Source organism: Microbacterium sp. HD4P20 (assembly GCF_019449275.2).
Taxonomy (GTDB): Bacteria; Actinomycetota; Actinomycetes; order Actinomycetales; family Microbacteriaceae; genus Microbacterium.
Genome location: NZ_JAHZQZ020000011.1, coordinates 319,057 through 334,009, shown reverse-complemented (window position 1 = coordinate 334,009; position 14,953 = coordinate 319,057). Strand labels below are relative to the sequence as shown.

Annotated in this window: 14 protein-coding genes; 4 read left to right on the top strand and 10 right to left on the bottom strand. The window is 70.5% G+C overall.

Annotated elements, in window-relative coordinates:
• Nucleotides 1–76 precede the first annotated feature (76 nt).
• Nucleotides 77–1,726, top strand: coding sequence for a hypothetical protein (locus K0817_RS04675; RefSeq protein WP_219980200.1), 1,650 nt, complete (start codon nt 77–79; stop codon nt 1,724–1,726).
• A gap of 39 nt (nt 1,727–1,765) precedes the next feature.
• Here K0817_RS04675 and K0817_RS04670 read toward each other — a convergent pair whose 3' ends face one another.
• On the bottom strand, nt 1,766–3,163 hold the full coding sequence (locus tag K0817_RS04670; RefSeq protein WP_219980199.1) for a glycoside hydrolase family 5 protein: 1,398 nt from the start codon (nt 3,161–3,163) through the stop codon (nt 1,766–1,768).
• Nucleotides 3,164–3,324: 161 nt separating this feature from the next.
• Between K0817_RS04670 and K0817_RS04665 the strand changes: the two genes are divergently transcribed.
• A complete protein-coding gene (locus tag K0817_RS04665; RefSeq protein ID WP_219980198.1) occupies nt 3,325–4,326 on the top strand; it encodes a LacI family DNA-binding transcriptional regulator in 1,002 nt (333 codons plus the stop codon).
• Between the two features lie 12 nt (nt 4,327–4,338).
• Here the strand turns inward: K0817_RS04665 and K0817_RS04660 are convergent, their stop codons facing one another.
• Genes K0817_RS04660 through K0817_RS04645 form a run of 4 tightly spaced genes read right to left on the bottom strand, consistent with a single transcriptional unit; the run spans nt 4,339 to nt 8,098 of the window.
• Entirely contained in the window at nt 4,339–4,485 is a 147-nt protein-coding gene (locus K0817_RS04660; protein ID WP_219980197.1) for a hypothetical protein, read from the bottom strand.
• A 49-nt stretch (nt 4,486–4,534) separates the two neighbouring features.
• A complete protein-coding gene (locus tag K0817_RS04655) occupies nt 4,535–5,380 on the bottom strand; it encodes a transglutaminase family protein (protein WP_219980196.1) in 846 nt (281 codons plus the stop codon).
• Nucleotides 5,381–5,435: 55 nt separating this feature from the next.
• Complete coding sequence (locus K0817_RS04650) at nt 5,436–6,368, bottom strand: alpha-E domain-containing protein (RefSeq protein ID WP_219980195.1); 933 nt, start codon at nt 6,366–6,368, stop codon at nt 5,436–5,438.
• The gene (locus tag K0817_RS04645; protein WP_219980194.1) at nt 6,362–8,098 is read right to left on the bottom strand and encodes a circularly permuted type 2 ATP-grasp protein; all 1,737 of its coding nucleotides are present in this window, start codon (nt 8,096–8,098) and stop codon (nt 6,362–6,364) included. The genes K0817_RS04650 and K0817_RS04645 overlap by 7 nt, the downstream gene beginning before the upstream one ends.
• A 171-nt stretch (nt 8,099–8,269) precedes the next feature.
• Here K0817_RS04645 and K0817_RS04640 point away from each other — a divergent pair, with 171 nt between their 5' ends.
• Both K0817_RS04640 and K0817_RS04635 read left to right on the top strand, forming a co-directional pair.
• Nucleotides 8,270–10,090 (top strand): molybdopterin-dependent oxidoreductase, encoded by a 1,821-nt coding sequence (locus K0817_RS04640; RefSeq protein WP_253735174.1) that lies wholly within the window; start codon nt 8,270–8,272, stop codon nt 10,088–10,090.
• Between the two features lie 98 nt (nt 10,091–10,188).
• A complete protein-coding gene (locus tag K0817_RS04635; protein WP_219980193.1) occupies nt 10,189–10,878 on the top strand; it encodes a FadR/GntR family transcriptional regulator in 690 nt (229 codons plus the stop codon).
• 55 nt (nt 10,879–10,933) lie between these two features.
• Here K0817_RS04635 and rocD read toward each other — a convergent pair whose 3' ends face one another.
• The 5 genes from rocD to K0817_RS04610 form a co-directional block, all read right to left on the bottom strand.
• Nucleotides 10,934–12,160, bottom strand: a complete 1,227-nt coding sequence (gene rocD, locus K0817_RS04630; protein WP_219980192.1) for an ornithine--oxo-acid transaminase — start codon at nt 12,158–12,160, stop codon at nt 10,934–10,936.
• Between the two features lie 10 nt (nt 12,161–12,170).
• The gene (gene ddaH, locus K0817_RS04625; protein ID WP_219980191.1) at nt 12,171–13,055 is read right to left on the bottom strand and encodes a dimethylargininase; all 885 of its coding nucleotides are present in this window, start codon (nt 13,053–13,055) and stop codon (nt 12,171–12,173) included.
• A gap of 187 nt (nt 13,056–13,242) precedes the next feature.
• Nucleotides 13,243–14,256: an NAD(P)-dependent alcohol dehydrogenase gene (locus K0817_RS04620; RefSeq protein WP_219980190.1), complete on the bottom strand. Its 1,014-nt coding sequence runs from the start codon at nt 14,254–14,256 to the stop codon at nt 13,243–13,245.
• A gap of 1 nt (nt 14,257) precedes the next feature.
• Nucleotides 14,258–14,473, bottom strand: coding sequence for a helix-turn-helix transcriptional regulator (locus K0817_RS04615; protein ID WP_219980189.1), 216 nt, complete (start codon nt 14,471–14,473; stop codon nt 14,258–14,260).
• Nucleotides 14,473–14,907 carry a hypothetical protein gene (locus K0817_RS04610; RefSeq protein WP_219980188.1) on the bottom strand — a complete coding sequence of 145 codons (435 nt, stop codon included), beginning with the start codon at nt 14,905–14,907 and terminating at the stop codon, nt 14,473–14,475. Before K0817_RS04610 ends, K0817_RS04615 begins: the two co-directional genes overlap by 1 nt.
• Between the last annotated feature and the right edge of the window lie 46 nt (nt 14,908–14,953).

The window sequence follows — 14,953 nt, the reverse complement described above, 5'->3', positions numbered from 1 at the left end:
CCGCCCACGTTCATGAACGGATGCCGCGGCCCGGCGGCGCAAATCCACCGGTTCTCCCGGCACGACGGAGGCGACGATGACGGCGATCGACGAGGCGCTCGCACGGCTGCGCACGAACGACCCGCTCGCGCGGGCGGGCATCGGGAAGGGGCATCCGCTCCATGGCGACCTGACGCGCGCGGGCGTCAGGTTCGCGGCGGTCGGCGGAGGTCTCGAGGACCGCTGGCACCGCGCCCTCACCGAGCTGGCCGAATGCGTGAGCCCGATGCTCGGCGCTCCGGCGCTCCACGAGGGCGGGGTCTACCACGGTGCGTGGCTCGAGAGCACCGCGACGATCAGCGCGGAGCTGCTCGACAGGTTCGCGCCGTCGGTCACGCGCACCACGCACCTGCTCTTCGCCGAACACCAGCGTGCCGACGGACTGCTTCCGTACAAGGTGACCGATGCCGGGCCAGCGTACTCGCAGATCCAGACCGTCACGCCGCTGGCCCGAGGCGTGTGGAACCACTACCTGCTGACCGGCCGCGAGGGCGAGCGAGACCGTGCGTACCTCGCCCGTATGTATGGCGCGATGGCGCGCAACGACGCGTGGCTCGCCGAGCACCGCGACACGCGGCGCACCGGCGCCGTCGAGGCGTTCTGCACCTTCGACACCGGCCATGATCTATCGCCGCGTTTCTGGCACATCCCCGACCGCTGCTTCGAGGGCGACGCCGCCCGCTTCGACCCCGAAGTGCCCGGACTCCCCTTCATCGCGCCGGATCTGACGGCGAACGTCGCGGTGCAGCGGTCGTATCTGGCCCGGATCGCGGCAGAGCTCGGCGAGCGTCCCGAGCCGTGGCGGGCGAGGGCCGAGGCATCCCGCGCCGCCCTCTTCGCGCAGTGCTTCGACGAGTCCGACGGTCTCTTCTACGACCGCCGCGCCGACGGGGCGCACCTGCGGCTCAACTCCGACGTGCTGCTGCGCGTGCTGGCGTGCGAGATCGGCGACGACCGGCTCTTCGCGCAGGCGCTGGATCACCACCTCATGAGCACCCGCCGTTTCCTGTCGCAGGGCGGCTTCACCTCGATCGCGATGGATGATCCGCGCTTCGACGGCGACCACACGCGCAACTCGTGGGCGGGCCCGGTGAACTTCCTCACGCTCGTGCGGGCGGCGCACGCGTTCGAGGCCCACGACCGCGTCGCCGAGCTCGCACTCGTGCACCGCAGCGTGCTCGGGGCCGTCGCCGGCCACGACCGCTTTCCGCAGTGCCTGGATCCGTGGTCGGGCGATGCCGGCTACACCGAGAAGTACTCACCCGCGATGCTGTGGCTGCTCGACGCCCTCGAGCGCGACTGCGGCATCCTGCCCCGCCCCGACGGCGAGGTGTGGTTCAGCGGGCTCGCGCCCACGAGGCTCGAGCACGGGCAGTCGGCGCGCGCGGTCGCGGCGGCGCGCGTGGTGCGCGGCATCCGCTACGAACTCGCCGCCGACGATGCGACCGTGCAGGTGTACCGCGACGGCGAGCCGTGGCTGCGGTTCCCGCGGGGCTGGCGCGTGGTGGCCGATGCCGACGGTGCTGTCGCGATGGTCGTCGGACTGTCGCCGGCGAGCGTGGCGGGCGAGCTGCGGACGGATGCCTCGAGCCTCGCCCTCTCGCTCGGCCCCAACGACCGCGCCGCCCTCGACTCGGGTCGCGTGACCGCGCGCATCACGCCCGGCTTCACGCCGCCGCAGTTCTGAGGACGCGCAGGGGCGACCCGGTCCGTCCGCGACCGAGCCTCACCCGCGCAGGTGCGCGCGCAGCACGTCCGAGAGCCCGACGCGCTCGTCGCACGCGTCGTACCGAAAGGATGCCGCGAGCTCGCGTGCCCGCTCGAGGTCGATGCCGCGGAACCTGTCGGCGAACTGCTCGGCCAGCGGCTCCGCCAGCAGGATGTGGCGCACGAGCACCGCGATGTGCGGCTGCCGGCCCCACGGGTAGGGCGCGTAGCCGGGGAACTCGCGGGCGAAGAGCGCGTCGATCGGGTCGATCACGTCTCGGATGCCGGCATCCGATCCGCCCCACGAATCCACGCCGAGGCGCTGCTTCTTCTCGACCACGTCGCCGATGAGTCCGAGGTAGGGGCTGTCGGGCGACACCGTCATGAGCCCCTGCAGCCCGATGTCCTTGTACGTCCACAGCGCCCAGCTCGCACCGTGCTCGCGGTAGATCTCGAGCTGGTCCTGCAGGAGGCGCAAGCGCCAGGGATCCTGCGATCGGTCCTGCGAATACACCGGGCCGAATTCGCCGATCCAGATCGGCGTGCCGGTGCGCCGCATGTATTCGGTGCGGCGCAGGAAGGTCTGCTCCACGACCGCGCGGTCGAAGTACTCACCGCGGGTGAGGCCGGGATAGGCGGTCGCGCTGGTGATGCCCGGCAGGGCGTAGTCGTGCGCGGTGTACACCGTGTTCTCCATCGGCTCGGCGCGCGCGTCCAGGAGCGAGAAGTCGGTCGAGTACCGGTTGCCGTCGAGGAACAGCACGTGGCGCGAATCGACCGCGCGGATCGCTCGTTCCAGCCGCTCGTAGAAGACGGGCAGCACTTCGCCCGAGGGATCGCTGGGTTCGTTGATGGGGTTGTACCCCGCCACCTCGGGTCGGTCCTTGAACCGGTCGGCGAGCGCCTCCCACAGGTGCACCACCCGGTCTTGGAAGTGGCGCTGGTTCCAGAAGTCCGCGATGTGGGTGGGGTTGTCGCTGTGCCAGTGCTGGTTCTGCCGGCCAGGGAGCGCGTGAAGATCGAGGATCGAGTAGATGCCGTGACGAGCGAGCAGGGTCACGACGCGGTCGAGGCGCGCGAAGCCCTCCTCCTTGAGCTGGAACGGGGCGTCGTCGTCCTCGAAATGCCGGTAGTTGAATGGGATGCGCACGCTGTTCAGTCCGAGCGAGGCCAGGTGTGCGGCATCCGCTTCGTCGAAGAAGTCCTGCGTGAAGGCCTCGAAGAACGCGTCGTACGCCTCGCGGCCCATGCGACCCAGCAGCAGCCGGCGGATGGTCTCTTCGTTGCCGGGGTAGCCGGTGATGAAGTTCTCCATGTTCATCCAGCCGCCGAGGCCCACGCCGGTCAGACGGACCGGCTCGCCACTGGGGCCCGCCAGGGCGGTGCCGCGGACGGAGAGGAAGTCGAGATCGCTCATGGGCTCACCCTACAAGAAATCGCTTTCTCCGCGGCGCGCCAATTCGACCTCAATGGACATCTGTGCCGCGGTGATTACGGCTGAAAGCGGTTTCGCACCCGTAGGATGGATCAGGCTGACGCCGCGAGCGCGGCCGTCGGCATTTGCGGAAAGGGGCACGCGTGATCAGACGCACCAGGGCGACGACGATCGCCGAGGTGGCGCAGCATGCCGGTGTCTCACCGGCCACCGTGTCGCGCGTCATGAACGACCGCTTCCTGGGTGAGCCGAAGATCGCCGATCGGGTTCGGGCATCCGCTCGCGAACTGGAGTACTCGCCCAATCACCTGGCGCGCAGCTTCGCGCTCGGCCAGACCAACGCGATCGGGTTCCTCGTGCCCGACCTCGCCAACCCCTCGTTCCAGGCGGTGCTCTCGGGACTGAGCAAGGCGGCCGGCGAAGAGGGCTACCGCGTTCTGGTCGCCGACTCCGCGGAGTCCGCCGATGACGAGCCGCTCCTCGCTGCCGAGATCCGCCGCCGGTGCGACGCGCTCGTGCTGTGCGCGCCCCGCATGGCCGAGGACGCCCTCGTGCGGGCGACGGAGACCCTGGGTCCGGTGGTGCTCATGAACCGCTCGAGTTCTTCGGTGACGGCGCCGACGCTGTCGGTCGACTCGCGCGGCGGCTTCGAAGCCCTCGCGCGTCACCTCCACTCGCTGGGTCATCGCCGGCTCGCGTACGTCGAAGGACCGGCCGGCGTCGCCAACGAGAAGCGACTGCGGGGCCTGGCCGACTTCCAGGAGTCGGCCAAGGGCATCACCGTCGAGCGGGTGCCCGGCGGCGCGGGAAGCGAGCACGGCCTCACCGCCGTCGGCCCGCTGCTGCGCACGCGCGCCACCGCGGTCCTCGCGTTCAACGACCTCGTCGCGGTGGGCCTAGTCCACGGACTCGTGGAACGCGGCGTGAGCGTCCCGGGCGACATGTCGGTCACCGGATTCGACGACATCCCCTTCGCCCGCTTCATGTCGCCGTCGCTGACGACGGCATCCGTACCCCACGAAGTGCTGGGCGCGCTCGCGTGGGGACGGATGCGGGCACTCATCGAGGGCTCGACACCCGACCACGACGTGGTCTTCCAGCCGCGCCTCGAAGTGCGCCGTTCGACGGCGGCCCCGCGCGAGTGACCTCGCGGCCGCTCAGGCCGGCGGGCTGTCGGGATCGAGCGTCTTGAGGGTGTCCTCCTCGACCGGGTTGTCGGCCTCGAGCTCGTCCTCGGTCCGCTCGTCGCCGCCGGTCGGGTTGTCGTCCTCGGCGGGCTGATCGTCGGCTCGGCGCTGGTCCATGACCCCACCGTAGATCGATCGGGTCGGCGGCGACAGCCCCACCGCTCGGCTACGCCTCGCGTGTGATGGTCACCTTCACGTGCAGGCTGCTCTTGAACGGGCCCGCATACACACCGCGCAGCGGCGGCACGTCGTTGTAGTCGCGACCGCGGCCGACCAGCACGTGCCGGTCGCCGATCTCGATGTTGTTCGTGGGGTCGAAGCCCTGCCACTCCCCCGAGAACCATTCGACCCACGCGTGCGATTCTCCCGTCACCGCCTCGCCGACCTCGGCCGAGGGGCGCGGGTGCAGATACCCCGAGACGTAGCGCGCCGGGATGCCGACCTCGCGCAGGGCGCCGAGGGTGATGTGGGCGAGGTCCTGGCACACGCCTTTGCGTGCGTCCCACGCCTCGCTCGCCGTCGAGTGCACTCCGGTGATGCCGTGCATGTACTCGACGGCGTCGCCGACGGCGACGGCGATCGCGTGGGCTGCACGTCCCGGGTGATCGTGCTGGGAAGCAATCGACCGGGCGAGTTCGGCGACCTCGGGATGCGGGCGGGTGCGGCGGGTCTGAGAGAGCTGCTCGACGGTCTCGATCGAACGGCCGGCCTCTCGGGCGAGCGCCTCCCACGAGAGGTCGATGTGCTCGAGGGGCCGCGGTCGCACCTCGACGAGGGATCGCGCGGTGATCGTCAGCGCCGAGTGCGGCGAGAGCACGTCGAAGGCGGCGACACGCGTGCCGAAGTAGTCGACGTACTGGTTGACCGACGTCGACGGTTCGATGTCGAGCGACGAGTTGAGCACGAACTGGCTGTCGGTCGAGCCCGGCAGCATCCGTGCCTCGTTGTAGGACGCGGTAGCGTCGCCCTGGTAAGAGAAACCGGTCTGGTGCTCGATGCGGAGTCTCTTCATGAGCTGCGCTCCCGCCTGCGCGCGCGACCCGCCGGGTGGGGAGCCTGTCGATCCATCATGAGACCTCTCCGATCCAGCTGGGCTCGGCCTGCGTCGGGAAGAACCGGCTGCGGACCGCCTCCGACGCCTCGCGGCTGACCGTCTGCACGCGCTGCATGTGCTGAGGGAGCTCGTTCAGGATCTCGGAGATCGGCCGGTACTCGAGGTCGTTGCGGATCTGTCCGAGGGCGCGCAGCACGGTGTTGGAGTGCCCGACGCGGTCGGCGCGGGGATCGATCGCACTCATGCATTCCTCGGCGCGCTGGATCGAGTAGATGATCGAGCGCGGGAACAGCCGGTCCAGCAGCAGGAACTCCGCCGCGTTGCGCGCGCTCGGCATGCCGCGATACGTCCGCAGGTACGCCTCGTACGCGCCGCACGATCTCAGGATGGTGGTCCAGGAGGGCCCGGATGCCTCGGTCAGTGATCGCGTCGCCAGCAGCCGTGCCGTCATGTCGGTGCGCTCGATGCTGCGCCCCAGCGTGAAGAACTGCCAGGCCTCGTCACGGCTGGTGGACGAGTCCACGATGCCCACCGCGAGCGCCGCACGCTCGCGCACCCACTGGAAGAACTCGTGCACGCGGTCGTTCTGCAGGCGCCGCGGCATCCGGGCGCTCGTCGTGTTGATCGTCTCCCACAGTTCCGTCGAGACGATCTCGCGGGCCCGGCGAGCGTTCTCGCGCGCCGCGGTGAGCGCGTACGCGATGCTCGACGGGTTGAGACGGTCCACGGCCAGCCGCGCGAGCACGTCCTCGCGGCGCACCTGATCGACGCCCTCGGGCGGCAGCGAGCCCATCACGCTCAGCAGCGACCGGCACGCGGTGTCTTCGTCGATCCACGGGTCTTCCAGCAGCAGCTGCAGGTGCACGTCGAGGATGCGGGCGGTGCCGTCACTGCGCTCGATGTAGCGCCCGATCCAGAACAGACTCTCGGCGATGCGGCTCAGCACGACTCTCCGCCTTCCCGATCGCGAGGGGAGACGGATGCCGCGGCCTGGCGCTGCTGCGCGGGCTGCTGCTGCTCGGCCTGCTGCTGCTGCTCAGCCTGCTCGACGGGGGTGCGGGGGCGGTCGTGGGGCGAGTGCGTCGGCTCGGACTGCGGGTCGTAGATGACCGGGATCGCGGCGGTCACCGTCGCGGCCTGGTCGGCGACGAGGCCGGACACACCGTGGCCCTGTCCGTACTCGACGTGGCCGGGCGCGGAGCCGCCGATGACCCATGTGTCCTTCGAGCCGCCGCCCTGGCTGGAGTTGACGACCAGCTGCCCTTCGGGGAGGGCGACGCGGGTCAGCCCACCGGGCAGCACCCAGACGTCCTCGCCATCGTTGACGGCGAACGGGCGCAGATCGGCGTGCCGCGGACGCATGCCGTCCTCGACGAGGGTCGGGATGGTCGAGAGCATCACCACCGGCTGCGCGATCCAGCCGCGTGGATCGGCGAGCAGCTGCTGCCTGAGCTTCTCGAGCTCTGACGGAGAGGCATCCGGCCCCACCACCAGTCCCTTGCCGCCCGAGCCGTCGACGGGCTTCACCACGAGCTCGTCCAGGCGGTCGAGGACTTCCTCCAGCGCGCCCGGGTCTTCCAGCCGCCACGTGTCGACGTTCTTGAGGATGGGCTCCTCGGCCAGGTAGTAGCGGATCAGCTCGGGCACGTATGTGTAGAGCAGCTTGTCGTCGGCCACGCCGTTGCCCACGGCGTTCGCGATCGTGACGTTGCCCAGGCGGGCGGCCAGCATGAGTCCAGGGGCCCCGAGCATCGAGTCGGCGCGGAACTGGAGCGGATCCAGGAACTCATCGTCGACGCGACGATAGATCACGTCGACGCGCTGGGGACCGCGGGTCGTGCGCATGAACACCTTGCCACCGACGCACAGCAGGTCGCGTCCTTCGACGAGCTCGACGCCCATCAGCCGGGCCAGCAGCGTGTGCTCGAAGTAGGCGGAGTTGTACACCCCGGGCGTCAGGACGACGACGTTGGGCTCTTCGATGCCGGCGGGGGCCGAGGCGCGGAGGGCGGCGAGGAGCTTGTTCGGGTAGTCCCCGACCGGTCGCACGCGCATCGACACGAACAGCTCCGGCAGCGTCTGGGCCATGACGCGGCGGTTCGAGATGACGTAGCTGACGCCCGACGGCACGCGCACGTTGTCTTCGAGCACCCGCATCTCGCCGTTCTCGTCGCGGATGAGGTCGATTCCCGACACCTGGATGCGCACGCCGTTGGCGGAGTGGATGCCGGCGGCCTGGCGGTAGAAGTACTGCGAACTCGAGATCAACCCGGCCGGCAGCACCTCATCGCGCACGCAATGCTGACGACCGTACGCGTCGTCGAGGAAGGCCTCGAGCGCGCGCACGCGCTGCTTGACGCCCGCCTCGATGCGGGACCACTCGTCGTACGCGATCACGCGCGGCACGGCATCCAGTGGGAACGGTCGCTCCTCGCCGGCGAAGTCGAACGTGACGCCCTGGGCGAGATACGAGCTGGCCAGCGAGTCGGTGCGGCCCCGCAGCTCCTCCTGCGTCATCTGAGCGAGGGCCTGATAGAGCTCCCGATAGGCAGTGCGCGACTCGGCCGCCGCACCGGAATGAGCCGGGGCTCCGAACATCTCGTCGAAGGCCGGGATGCCCGAGGGCGTCTTTCGAGGCGCCAGCGTGGAGCCGTAGCCGTCGAAGAGATCACCCATGCGACGAGCCTAATGCGGGGCGTGTTGCGGCAGTGTTTCCGCGGCGGCAAGTGCGGAGCCGGCTCGCCGGCGCCCCGTGCCCCGTGCCCCGTGCCCCGTGCCCCGACAGACGTCACCGATTCGTCACGGAATGCCGCTGCCGTGCCCGGACGCCGCGCGTAGCCTCGACGTGTGACCGACCCCGCACGACGACGAGCTCCGGCCGGCGGCAGCTCCGGATCCCTCACCTGGGTGGCGGGAGTCGCCGCGGTGGCGCTGGGCGTGGGCCTCGGAGAGCTCGCGGCCGGACTGTTCGCCCCGGCATCCAGCCCGGTCGCCGCGGTCGGCTCCGCCCTGATCGACATCGCCCCCACGTGGGCGAAGGATGCCGCGATCGCCCTGTTCGGCACCGCCGACAAGATCGCACTCATCGTCGGCATCGGCATCGTGATGCTCGCGGTGGCGGCGTTCGCCGGGTGGCTGCAGGCGCGGTTCCCGCCGTGGGGCGTCGTCACCGCGGCCGCCCTCGGCGCGGTGGGCGCGGTCGTCGCGGCGACGCGGCCGGCCGCGGGTCCGCTCGCGTGGGCACCGGCGGTCCTGGCCGGCGCGGTGGCCGCCACCGCGCTGTGGCTGCTCACCCGCTTGCTGCAGCGCACCACGACCGCCCCTGGCCCGGCTGACTCCTCTGACCCCGCTGACTCCTCTGACCCCACTCACCCCTCTGACCCCGCCCACCCAGCTGACCCCTCTGACCCCACTCACCCCTCTGACCCCGACCACCCCGCTGACCCCGCCCACACCGCCCGCCCGACCCACCCCGCCCGCCCGAGCCCGGCCACCGAATCGGATCCGCAGGAGCGGACGGATGCCACGACACGCCGCACCGCCGAGACCCGGGGCGGCGCGTCCGATGCCGGGTCCGCACCAGCGGATCCGCGGCTGCACCCGAGCCGCCGCGCCTTCTTCGCGTGGGCAGGCGCCGCCGCCGCGGCCGGGATCCTCGCGGCGGCGGTCGGCAGCCTCCGCAACACCGCGTCGGCCGGTGTGGCCGCGGCCCGACGTGCCCTGCGGCTACCGGCTGCGGCGGCCGAGGCATCCCCCGTGCCGCCGTCGGCGGAGCTCGGCATCCCCGGGCTCGCACGCGTGGTGACGCCGAACGACCGCTTCTACCGCATCGACACCGCCCTCATCGTGCCCGAGGTCGATCCCGCCGACTGGCGGCTGCGCGTGCACGGGATGGTCGCCGAGGAGTTCGAGCTCACGTGGGACGAGCTGCTGTCGCTTCCGCTCCAGGAGAGCTGGACCACCCTTGCGTGCGTGTCGAACGAGGTGGGAGGCACGCTGATCGGGAACGCCCTGTGGCTGGGCTTCCCCGTGCGCGACCTCCTCGCCCGCGCCCGGCCGGCCGCCGAGGCCGACATGGTGCTGTCACGGTCCATCGACGGATTCACGGCATCCACTCCTCTCGAAGCCCTCACCGATGAACGCGACGCGATCCTGGCGGTCGGGATGAACGGCGAGCCGCTGCCGCTCGAGCACGGCTTTCCGGTGCGGATGGTGGTGCCGGGGCTGTACGGCTACGTGTCGGCCACGAAGTGGCTGGTCGACCTGGAAGTCACCCGCTTCGACCGCGCCCGCGCGTACTGGACCGATCGCGGATGGTCCGAGCGGGCGCCGATCAAGCTGCAGTCCCGCATCGATGTGCCCCGCAAGGCCCAGGGCCTGAGCGCCGGCGAGACGGTCATCGCGGGGGTCGCGTGGTATCAGGGGGTCGGCATCGCCGGCGTCGAGGTGCAGGTCGATGACGGGCCATGGCAGCAGGCGGCACTGGCCACCGCGATCTCGGACGACACCTGGGTTCAGTGGAGCATGCCCTGGCGCGCCGAGGCGGGGGCGCACCTCATCCGGTGCCGTGCGACCGGCAAGGACGGCCAGCGCCAGACGCCCGACCGCACCGCGCCGGCTCCCGACGGGGCCACCGGCTGGCACGAGAGGCATCTCGAAGTGTTCTGACCGCGATTGGTTCGACCATACGAAACCCCAGCCGTGTACGATGCGGGTGGGTTCGGTACCTGGGGAGGTCCGCCCGAAAGCCTTCTGGGGGGGGTACCATGCCTGATCCGCTGGAGACGCTTGTGGCGCGTCTGCTCGAGCTCGCGACCATCGACGAAGACACCGGCCGACGGCGTCTGCCACCCGAGCGGGAGTTGGGGGATGCCCTCGGTATGAGTCGCGGCACCCTGCGCGAGCAGCTGGCCGTCCTCGAGCGGCTGGGATTCCTCCGTCGCACACAGGGGCGCGGAACGTACCTCGAGACCCCTTCCTTCGGCTTCGTGCGAACGTACTTCGCGATCGCGCATTCGCTGGGATATCTCACCGACGCGCACGTCGCCGACTCCCGCGAGCTGATCGAGGCGGCAGTAGCCGAATCGGCCGCACGCCGGGCCACCGACGAGCAGATCGCCGGGCTGCGCGAGTCCGTTGATCGCATGGTGACCGGTGAGGCCCAGGGAGATCTTGCCATGGTCCACGCCGCCGACGCGGACTTCCACCGCCGGCTGCTGCGGATCGTGGACAACCCCATCCTGCAGCTGCTGCAGGAGGGACTCCGGCGATCCCTCCAGCAGGATCTGCGTACGCGCCGGCTCTCGGTCTCGCCCGGAAGCACCGGGGAGACGTTCGACCACGCCCATGCCGAGATCGTCGATGCGATTGCTGCCCACGATCCGGATGCCGCGCGCCTGGCGATGCGGCGTCACTTCGAGGTGGCAGGGAGCGTGGCCTCCGCGTCGCCGACCTGAAACGGCCCCGTTCCGCGACGCCGACCCTGGCCGGCCGAGGGGGCCCGTTGATGCGTCAGCCCGCGAGCACCATGCGCAGCTGCTCGACAGCCCAGTCCAGCTCGGTGGCACGCACGACCAGTGGCGGCGCGATGCGGATGGTCTGACCGTGGGTGTCTTTGACGAGCACGCCTCGCGCGATGAGCCGCTCCGCGATCTCACGGCCGGTGCCGATGCCGGGATCGATGTCGACGCCGGCCCACAGCCCGACGACGCGGACCTCGGTCACGCCGTGACCGACGAGTTCGCCGAGCTTGGACTCGAGGTGCTCGCCGAGGAGCTTCGCACGGTCCTGGAACTCGCCGCCGCGCAGCATCTCGACCACACGGAGCCCGACGGCCGCCGCCAGCGGGTTGCCGCCGAACGTCGAGCCGTGCTCGCCGGGCCGGATGACGCCCAGCACGTCACGATCGGCGACGACGGCGGACAGGGGCAGGATGCCGCCGCCCAGCGCCTTGCCGAGCAGGTACACGTCGGGCACCACGTCCTCCCGATCGCACGCGAAGGTCTCACCGACGCGCCCGAGGCCCGACTGGATCTCGTCGGCGATCATCAGAACGTTGTGCTTCGTGCAGAGTTCGCGCACCGCCCGCAGGTATCCCTCGGGGGGCAGCACCACTCCCGCTTCTCCCTGGATCGGCTCGATGAGCACCGCAGCGGTCTCGGGCGTGATGGCCGCTTCGATCGCCGCCGCATCGCCGAAGGGCACTCCGACGAAGCCGGGCGCGAATGGGCCGAAGTCGCCACGCGCGTCGGGGTCGTCACTGAAACCCACGATCGTGGTGGTGCGGCCGTGGAAGTTGCCGTGCGCGACGACGATGGTCGCGGCATCCGGGGTGATCCCCTTGACGCGATATCCCCACGCACGCGCGACCTTGATACCGGTCTCGACGGCCTCGGCGCCGGTGTTCATCGGCAGCACCAGCTCCTTGCCGCAGAGCTCGGCGAGTGCGTCGGCGAAGGGCCCCAGGCGGTCGTTGTGATACGCGCGGCTGGTGAGGGTCAGGCGGTTCAGCTGCTCCTGCGCGGCGGCCAGGAGAGCCGGATGCCCGTGCCCGAAGTTGAGCGCCGAGTAGGCCGACAGCAGATCGAGGTACCGCTTGCCCTCGACATCGGTCACCCAGGCCCCCTCGCCGCGCGAGATCACGACGGGCAGCGGGTGGTAGTTGCGGGCGACGTGCTCTTCTTCCCCGGCGATGATGCGGATCGTCGCGGTGTCGAGTGTGGTGTGCGAGGGGGTCATGGTGCTCCTGTCAGCGCCGCAGCTCGAGCGTGCAGCACTTGATGCCGCCGCCGCCGAGCAGCAGCTCGGACAGGTCGACCAGCACCGGGTTGTAGCCGCGCTCGCGAAGCTGAGCCTCGAAGCCCTTCGCGCGCGGCGAGATGATGACGTTGAGTCCGTCGCTGGCCGAGTTGAGTCCGAAGACTGCCCCGTCGGCGTCGGCGACGCGGATGGCGTCGGGGTAGCGCTCGGCGAGGATCGCCTGGCTGCGCTCGTCGAAGGCACCGGGCAGGTAGGCGATGTTCGCGCGCTCGGCGCCGCCGGCACCCTCCACCGGGTCGAGGACCGAGATGGCGGTGTCCAGGTGGTAGAAGCGCGGGTCGACGAGGTTCAGGCTCACGACCTGCTTGCCGAACACCTCGGCCAGCTCGCGGTGGCTGTCGCCCGTGGAGCGGAAGCCGGTGCCGGCGAGGATGGTGTCACCGACGAGCAGGAAGTCGCCCTCCCCCTCGTTCACCTCGGCCGGCTCGGCGACCTCGAACCCGTTCGCCCGGAACCAGTCCATGAACGCGGGGCCCTCGGGCACCCGCTCGGGGAACCGGAACCTGGCGCCGTACGCGACGTTGTCGATGACGAACCCGCCGTTGGCGGTGTAGACCATGTCGGGCAGACCCTCGATCGGGTCGATCAGGTGCACCTCGTGGCCCAGCTCGACATAGGTGTCGTACAGCTTCTGCCATTGCTGCACCGCGAGCGCGGTGTCGGTCGGGTTCGCCGGCTCCATCCACGGGTTGATCGTGTAGCTCACCGTGAAGTGCTCGGGGCGGCACATCAGGTACCGCCGGTGCTGCTGAATCCGGCGTGATCCGGCGGCCGTGGTGGTCGAGGCGGCGGGCGCGGTGTCGTGGGTGGACATCAGTCTCCTTGCGAACGAGCGGCGGACGCTGTCCAGAGGCCCGGCGGCCCTTCGACTCGCTGCGCTCGCTCAGGAACCGGAGTGAAGGAGGCGAGTCGGGCACGCCGCACTCATTCTCTCACGGCACCTGTGCGTCGCCTGGAAGCCCTCCTCACGTCTTCGGGCGAAGACGTGAGGAGGCCACGGCTCACGCCGGTGCGGTCACCACGACCTTGCCGACCGTGTGGCCCGCGGCGACGTGCTCCAGCGCCGCGCGCGCCTGGTCGAAGGGGAACGTGCGCTCCACGACGGGGCGGATGCCGCCTTCCGCGGCGAGCGCGGCCAGCTGCGCCAGCATCCGGGTGTCGGTCGTCGCCGTCAGGCCGCGCACCCGCCGGCGCGAGCCGAGCGAGATCACTGCGGCGCGCAGGATGCGGCCCAGGGGGCCGAGGATGCGACCTCCCTCGCCCGCGACCAGCACGACGGCACCGCCGTCTCGCACGAGACGCTGCAAAGCACGCAGCGGCGCTGTGCCGGCGATGTCGATGACGGCGTCGAAGGTGTCCGCGGGCAGTTCGGGTGAACCGGGCTGCACCTGGCGGTAGTCGAAGGTGCGGGCGGCGCCGAGGCCGTGGACGAGCTCCCGGTTGCGCTCACCGCACAGCGCCCAGACCTCTGCGCCGCGGAGCGCGGCGAGCTGTACCGCGAACGTGCCGACGCCTCCGGAGGCGCCGATCACGAGCACGCGCCGGGAGGATGCCCCGACGCGGGCCAGCTCGAGCGCCTGCCACGCGGTCCCACCGGCGATCGGCAGCGTCGCCGCGAGCGCCGGGTCGAGGTCCGCGGGTCGCCGCGCGAGGCGAGCGACCGGGCAGAGGGCGTAGCGAGCCAGGCCGCCACCACCCGGCAGTTCGGCGAAGACCTCATCGCCGACGGCGAATCCGGTGACACCTTCCCCGAGCGCGACGACGGTGGCAGCGACATCCATCCCCCGCACCGCCTGCTTCGGCCGGGAAAGGCCGAAGGCCATGCGCACGAGCCGGGGCTCGCCTCGCATCACTCGCACGTCGCCGTTGTTCAGGGCGGTCACGTGCGGGCGCAGCAGCACCTCGCCCCGGCCCGGGATCGGCACATCCGTCTGCTCGAGCATCACCGCGTCGGGTTCGCCGTAGCGGTCCTGGCGCCAGGCGGGCATCGTGTCGGTCGAGGTGTCGGTGGTCATGTCATTCCTCCGGGTATTGAAAGACATCGTCGAGGCCGGCCCCGAAGACGCGTGAGATCTGGAAGGCGAGCTCGAGCGTCGGCGAGTACTTGCCCTGCTCGATCGCGATGAGGGTCTGCCGCGTGACGCCGATGCGCCGCGCCAGCTCGGCCTGCGTGAGTCCGGCGGACTCGCGCAGCGACCGGATGGAATTGGTCACCCGCGTGGGCTTGACCATCAGACCAGCCCACGGCGGTAGGCGATGACACTCGCGATGCCGCCGACGATCGTTGAGACGGCGAAGCCGAAGAACATCGTGTTCGCGATCCAGAACCAGTCCGCCTCGAAAGCGCACAGCACGATCACCCCGAGACCGGCGATCACGAGGAAGGCCTGTCCGACACGGCCGCCCATGTGCGCGATGTCACGGTCGCGCTGGTCGGAGGCGCCGACGCCGTCGGGATCGCGCATGCCGGCCAGAATGCCCCACACGATGCTGATGACGATCGCGCCGACGATGCTGCCGCCGATGGTCCACAGCATGATCGGCACCCAGTCGACCTCGGTCAACGGGCCGCCGCCGGCTTGCGCGAGGACGACCAGAACGTAGACGGTCATCGCCACGACGCTCACGATCAGGCTCGACCACAGGTTGCGTTCTTCGTAGACCATCGGCCTCACCTTTCGAGTAAAAGATTCTTGACATCGGACGATACGC

What these genes read in the sequence shown, in the direction of transcription:
- K0817_RS04675 (WP_219980200.1), top strand. Translation starts at nt 77, where the DNA reads ATGACGGCGATCGACGAGGCGCTCGCACGGCTGCGCACGAACGACCCG.
- K0817_RS04670 (WP_219980199.1), bottom strand. Translation starts at nt 3,163, where the DNA reads ATGAGCGATCTCGACTTCCTCTCCGTCCGCGGCACCGCCCTGGCGGGC.
- K0817_RS04660 (WP_219980197.1), bottom strand. Translation starts at nt 4,485, where the DNA reads ATGGACCAGCGCCGAGCCGACGATCAGCCCGCCGAGGACGACAACCCG.
- K0817_RS04655 (WP_219980196.1), bottom strand. Translation starts at nt 5,380, where the DNA reads ATGAAGAGACTCCGCATCGAGCACCAGACCGGTTTCTCTTACCAGGGC.
- K0817_RS04645 (WP_219980194.1), bottom strand. Translation starts at nt 8,098, where the DNA reads ATGGGTGATCTCTTCGACGGCTACGGCTCCACGCTGGCGCCTCGAAAG.
- K0817_RS04635 (WP_219980193.1), top strand. Translation starts at nt 10,189, where the DNA reads ATGCCTGATCCGCTGGAGACGCTTGTGGCGCGTCTGCTCGAGCTCGCG.
- rocD (WP_219980192.1), bottom strand. Translation starts at nt 12,160, where the DNA reads ATGACCCCCTCGCACACCACACTCGACACCGCGACGATCCGCATCATC.
- ddaH (WP_219980191.1), bottom strand. Translation starts at nt 13,055, where the DNA reads ATGTCCACCCACGACACCGCGCCCGCCGCCTCGACCACCACGGCCGCC.
- K0817_RS04620 (WP_219980190.1), bottom strand. Translation starts at nt 14,256, where the DNA reads ATGACCACCGACACCTCGACCGACACGATGCCCGCCTGGCGCCAGGAC.
- K0817_RS04615 (WP_219980189.1), bottom strand. Translation starts at nt 14,473, where the DNA reads ATGGTCAAGCCCACGCGGGTGACCAATTCCATCCGGTCGCTGCGCGAG.
- K0817_RS04610 (WP_219980188.1), bottom strand. Translation starts at nt 14,907, where the DNA reads ATGGTCTACGAAGAACGCAACCTGTGGTCGAGCCTGATCGTGAGCGTC.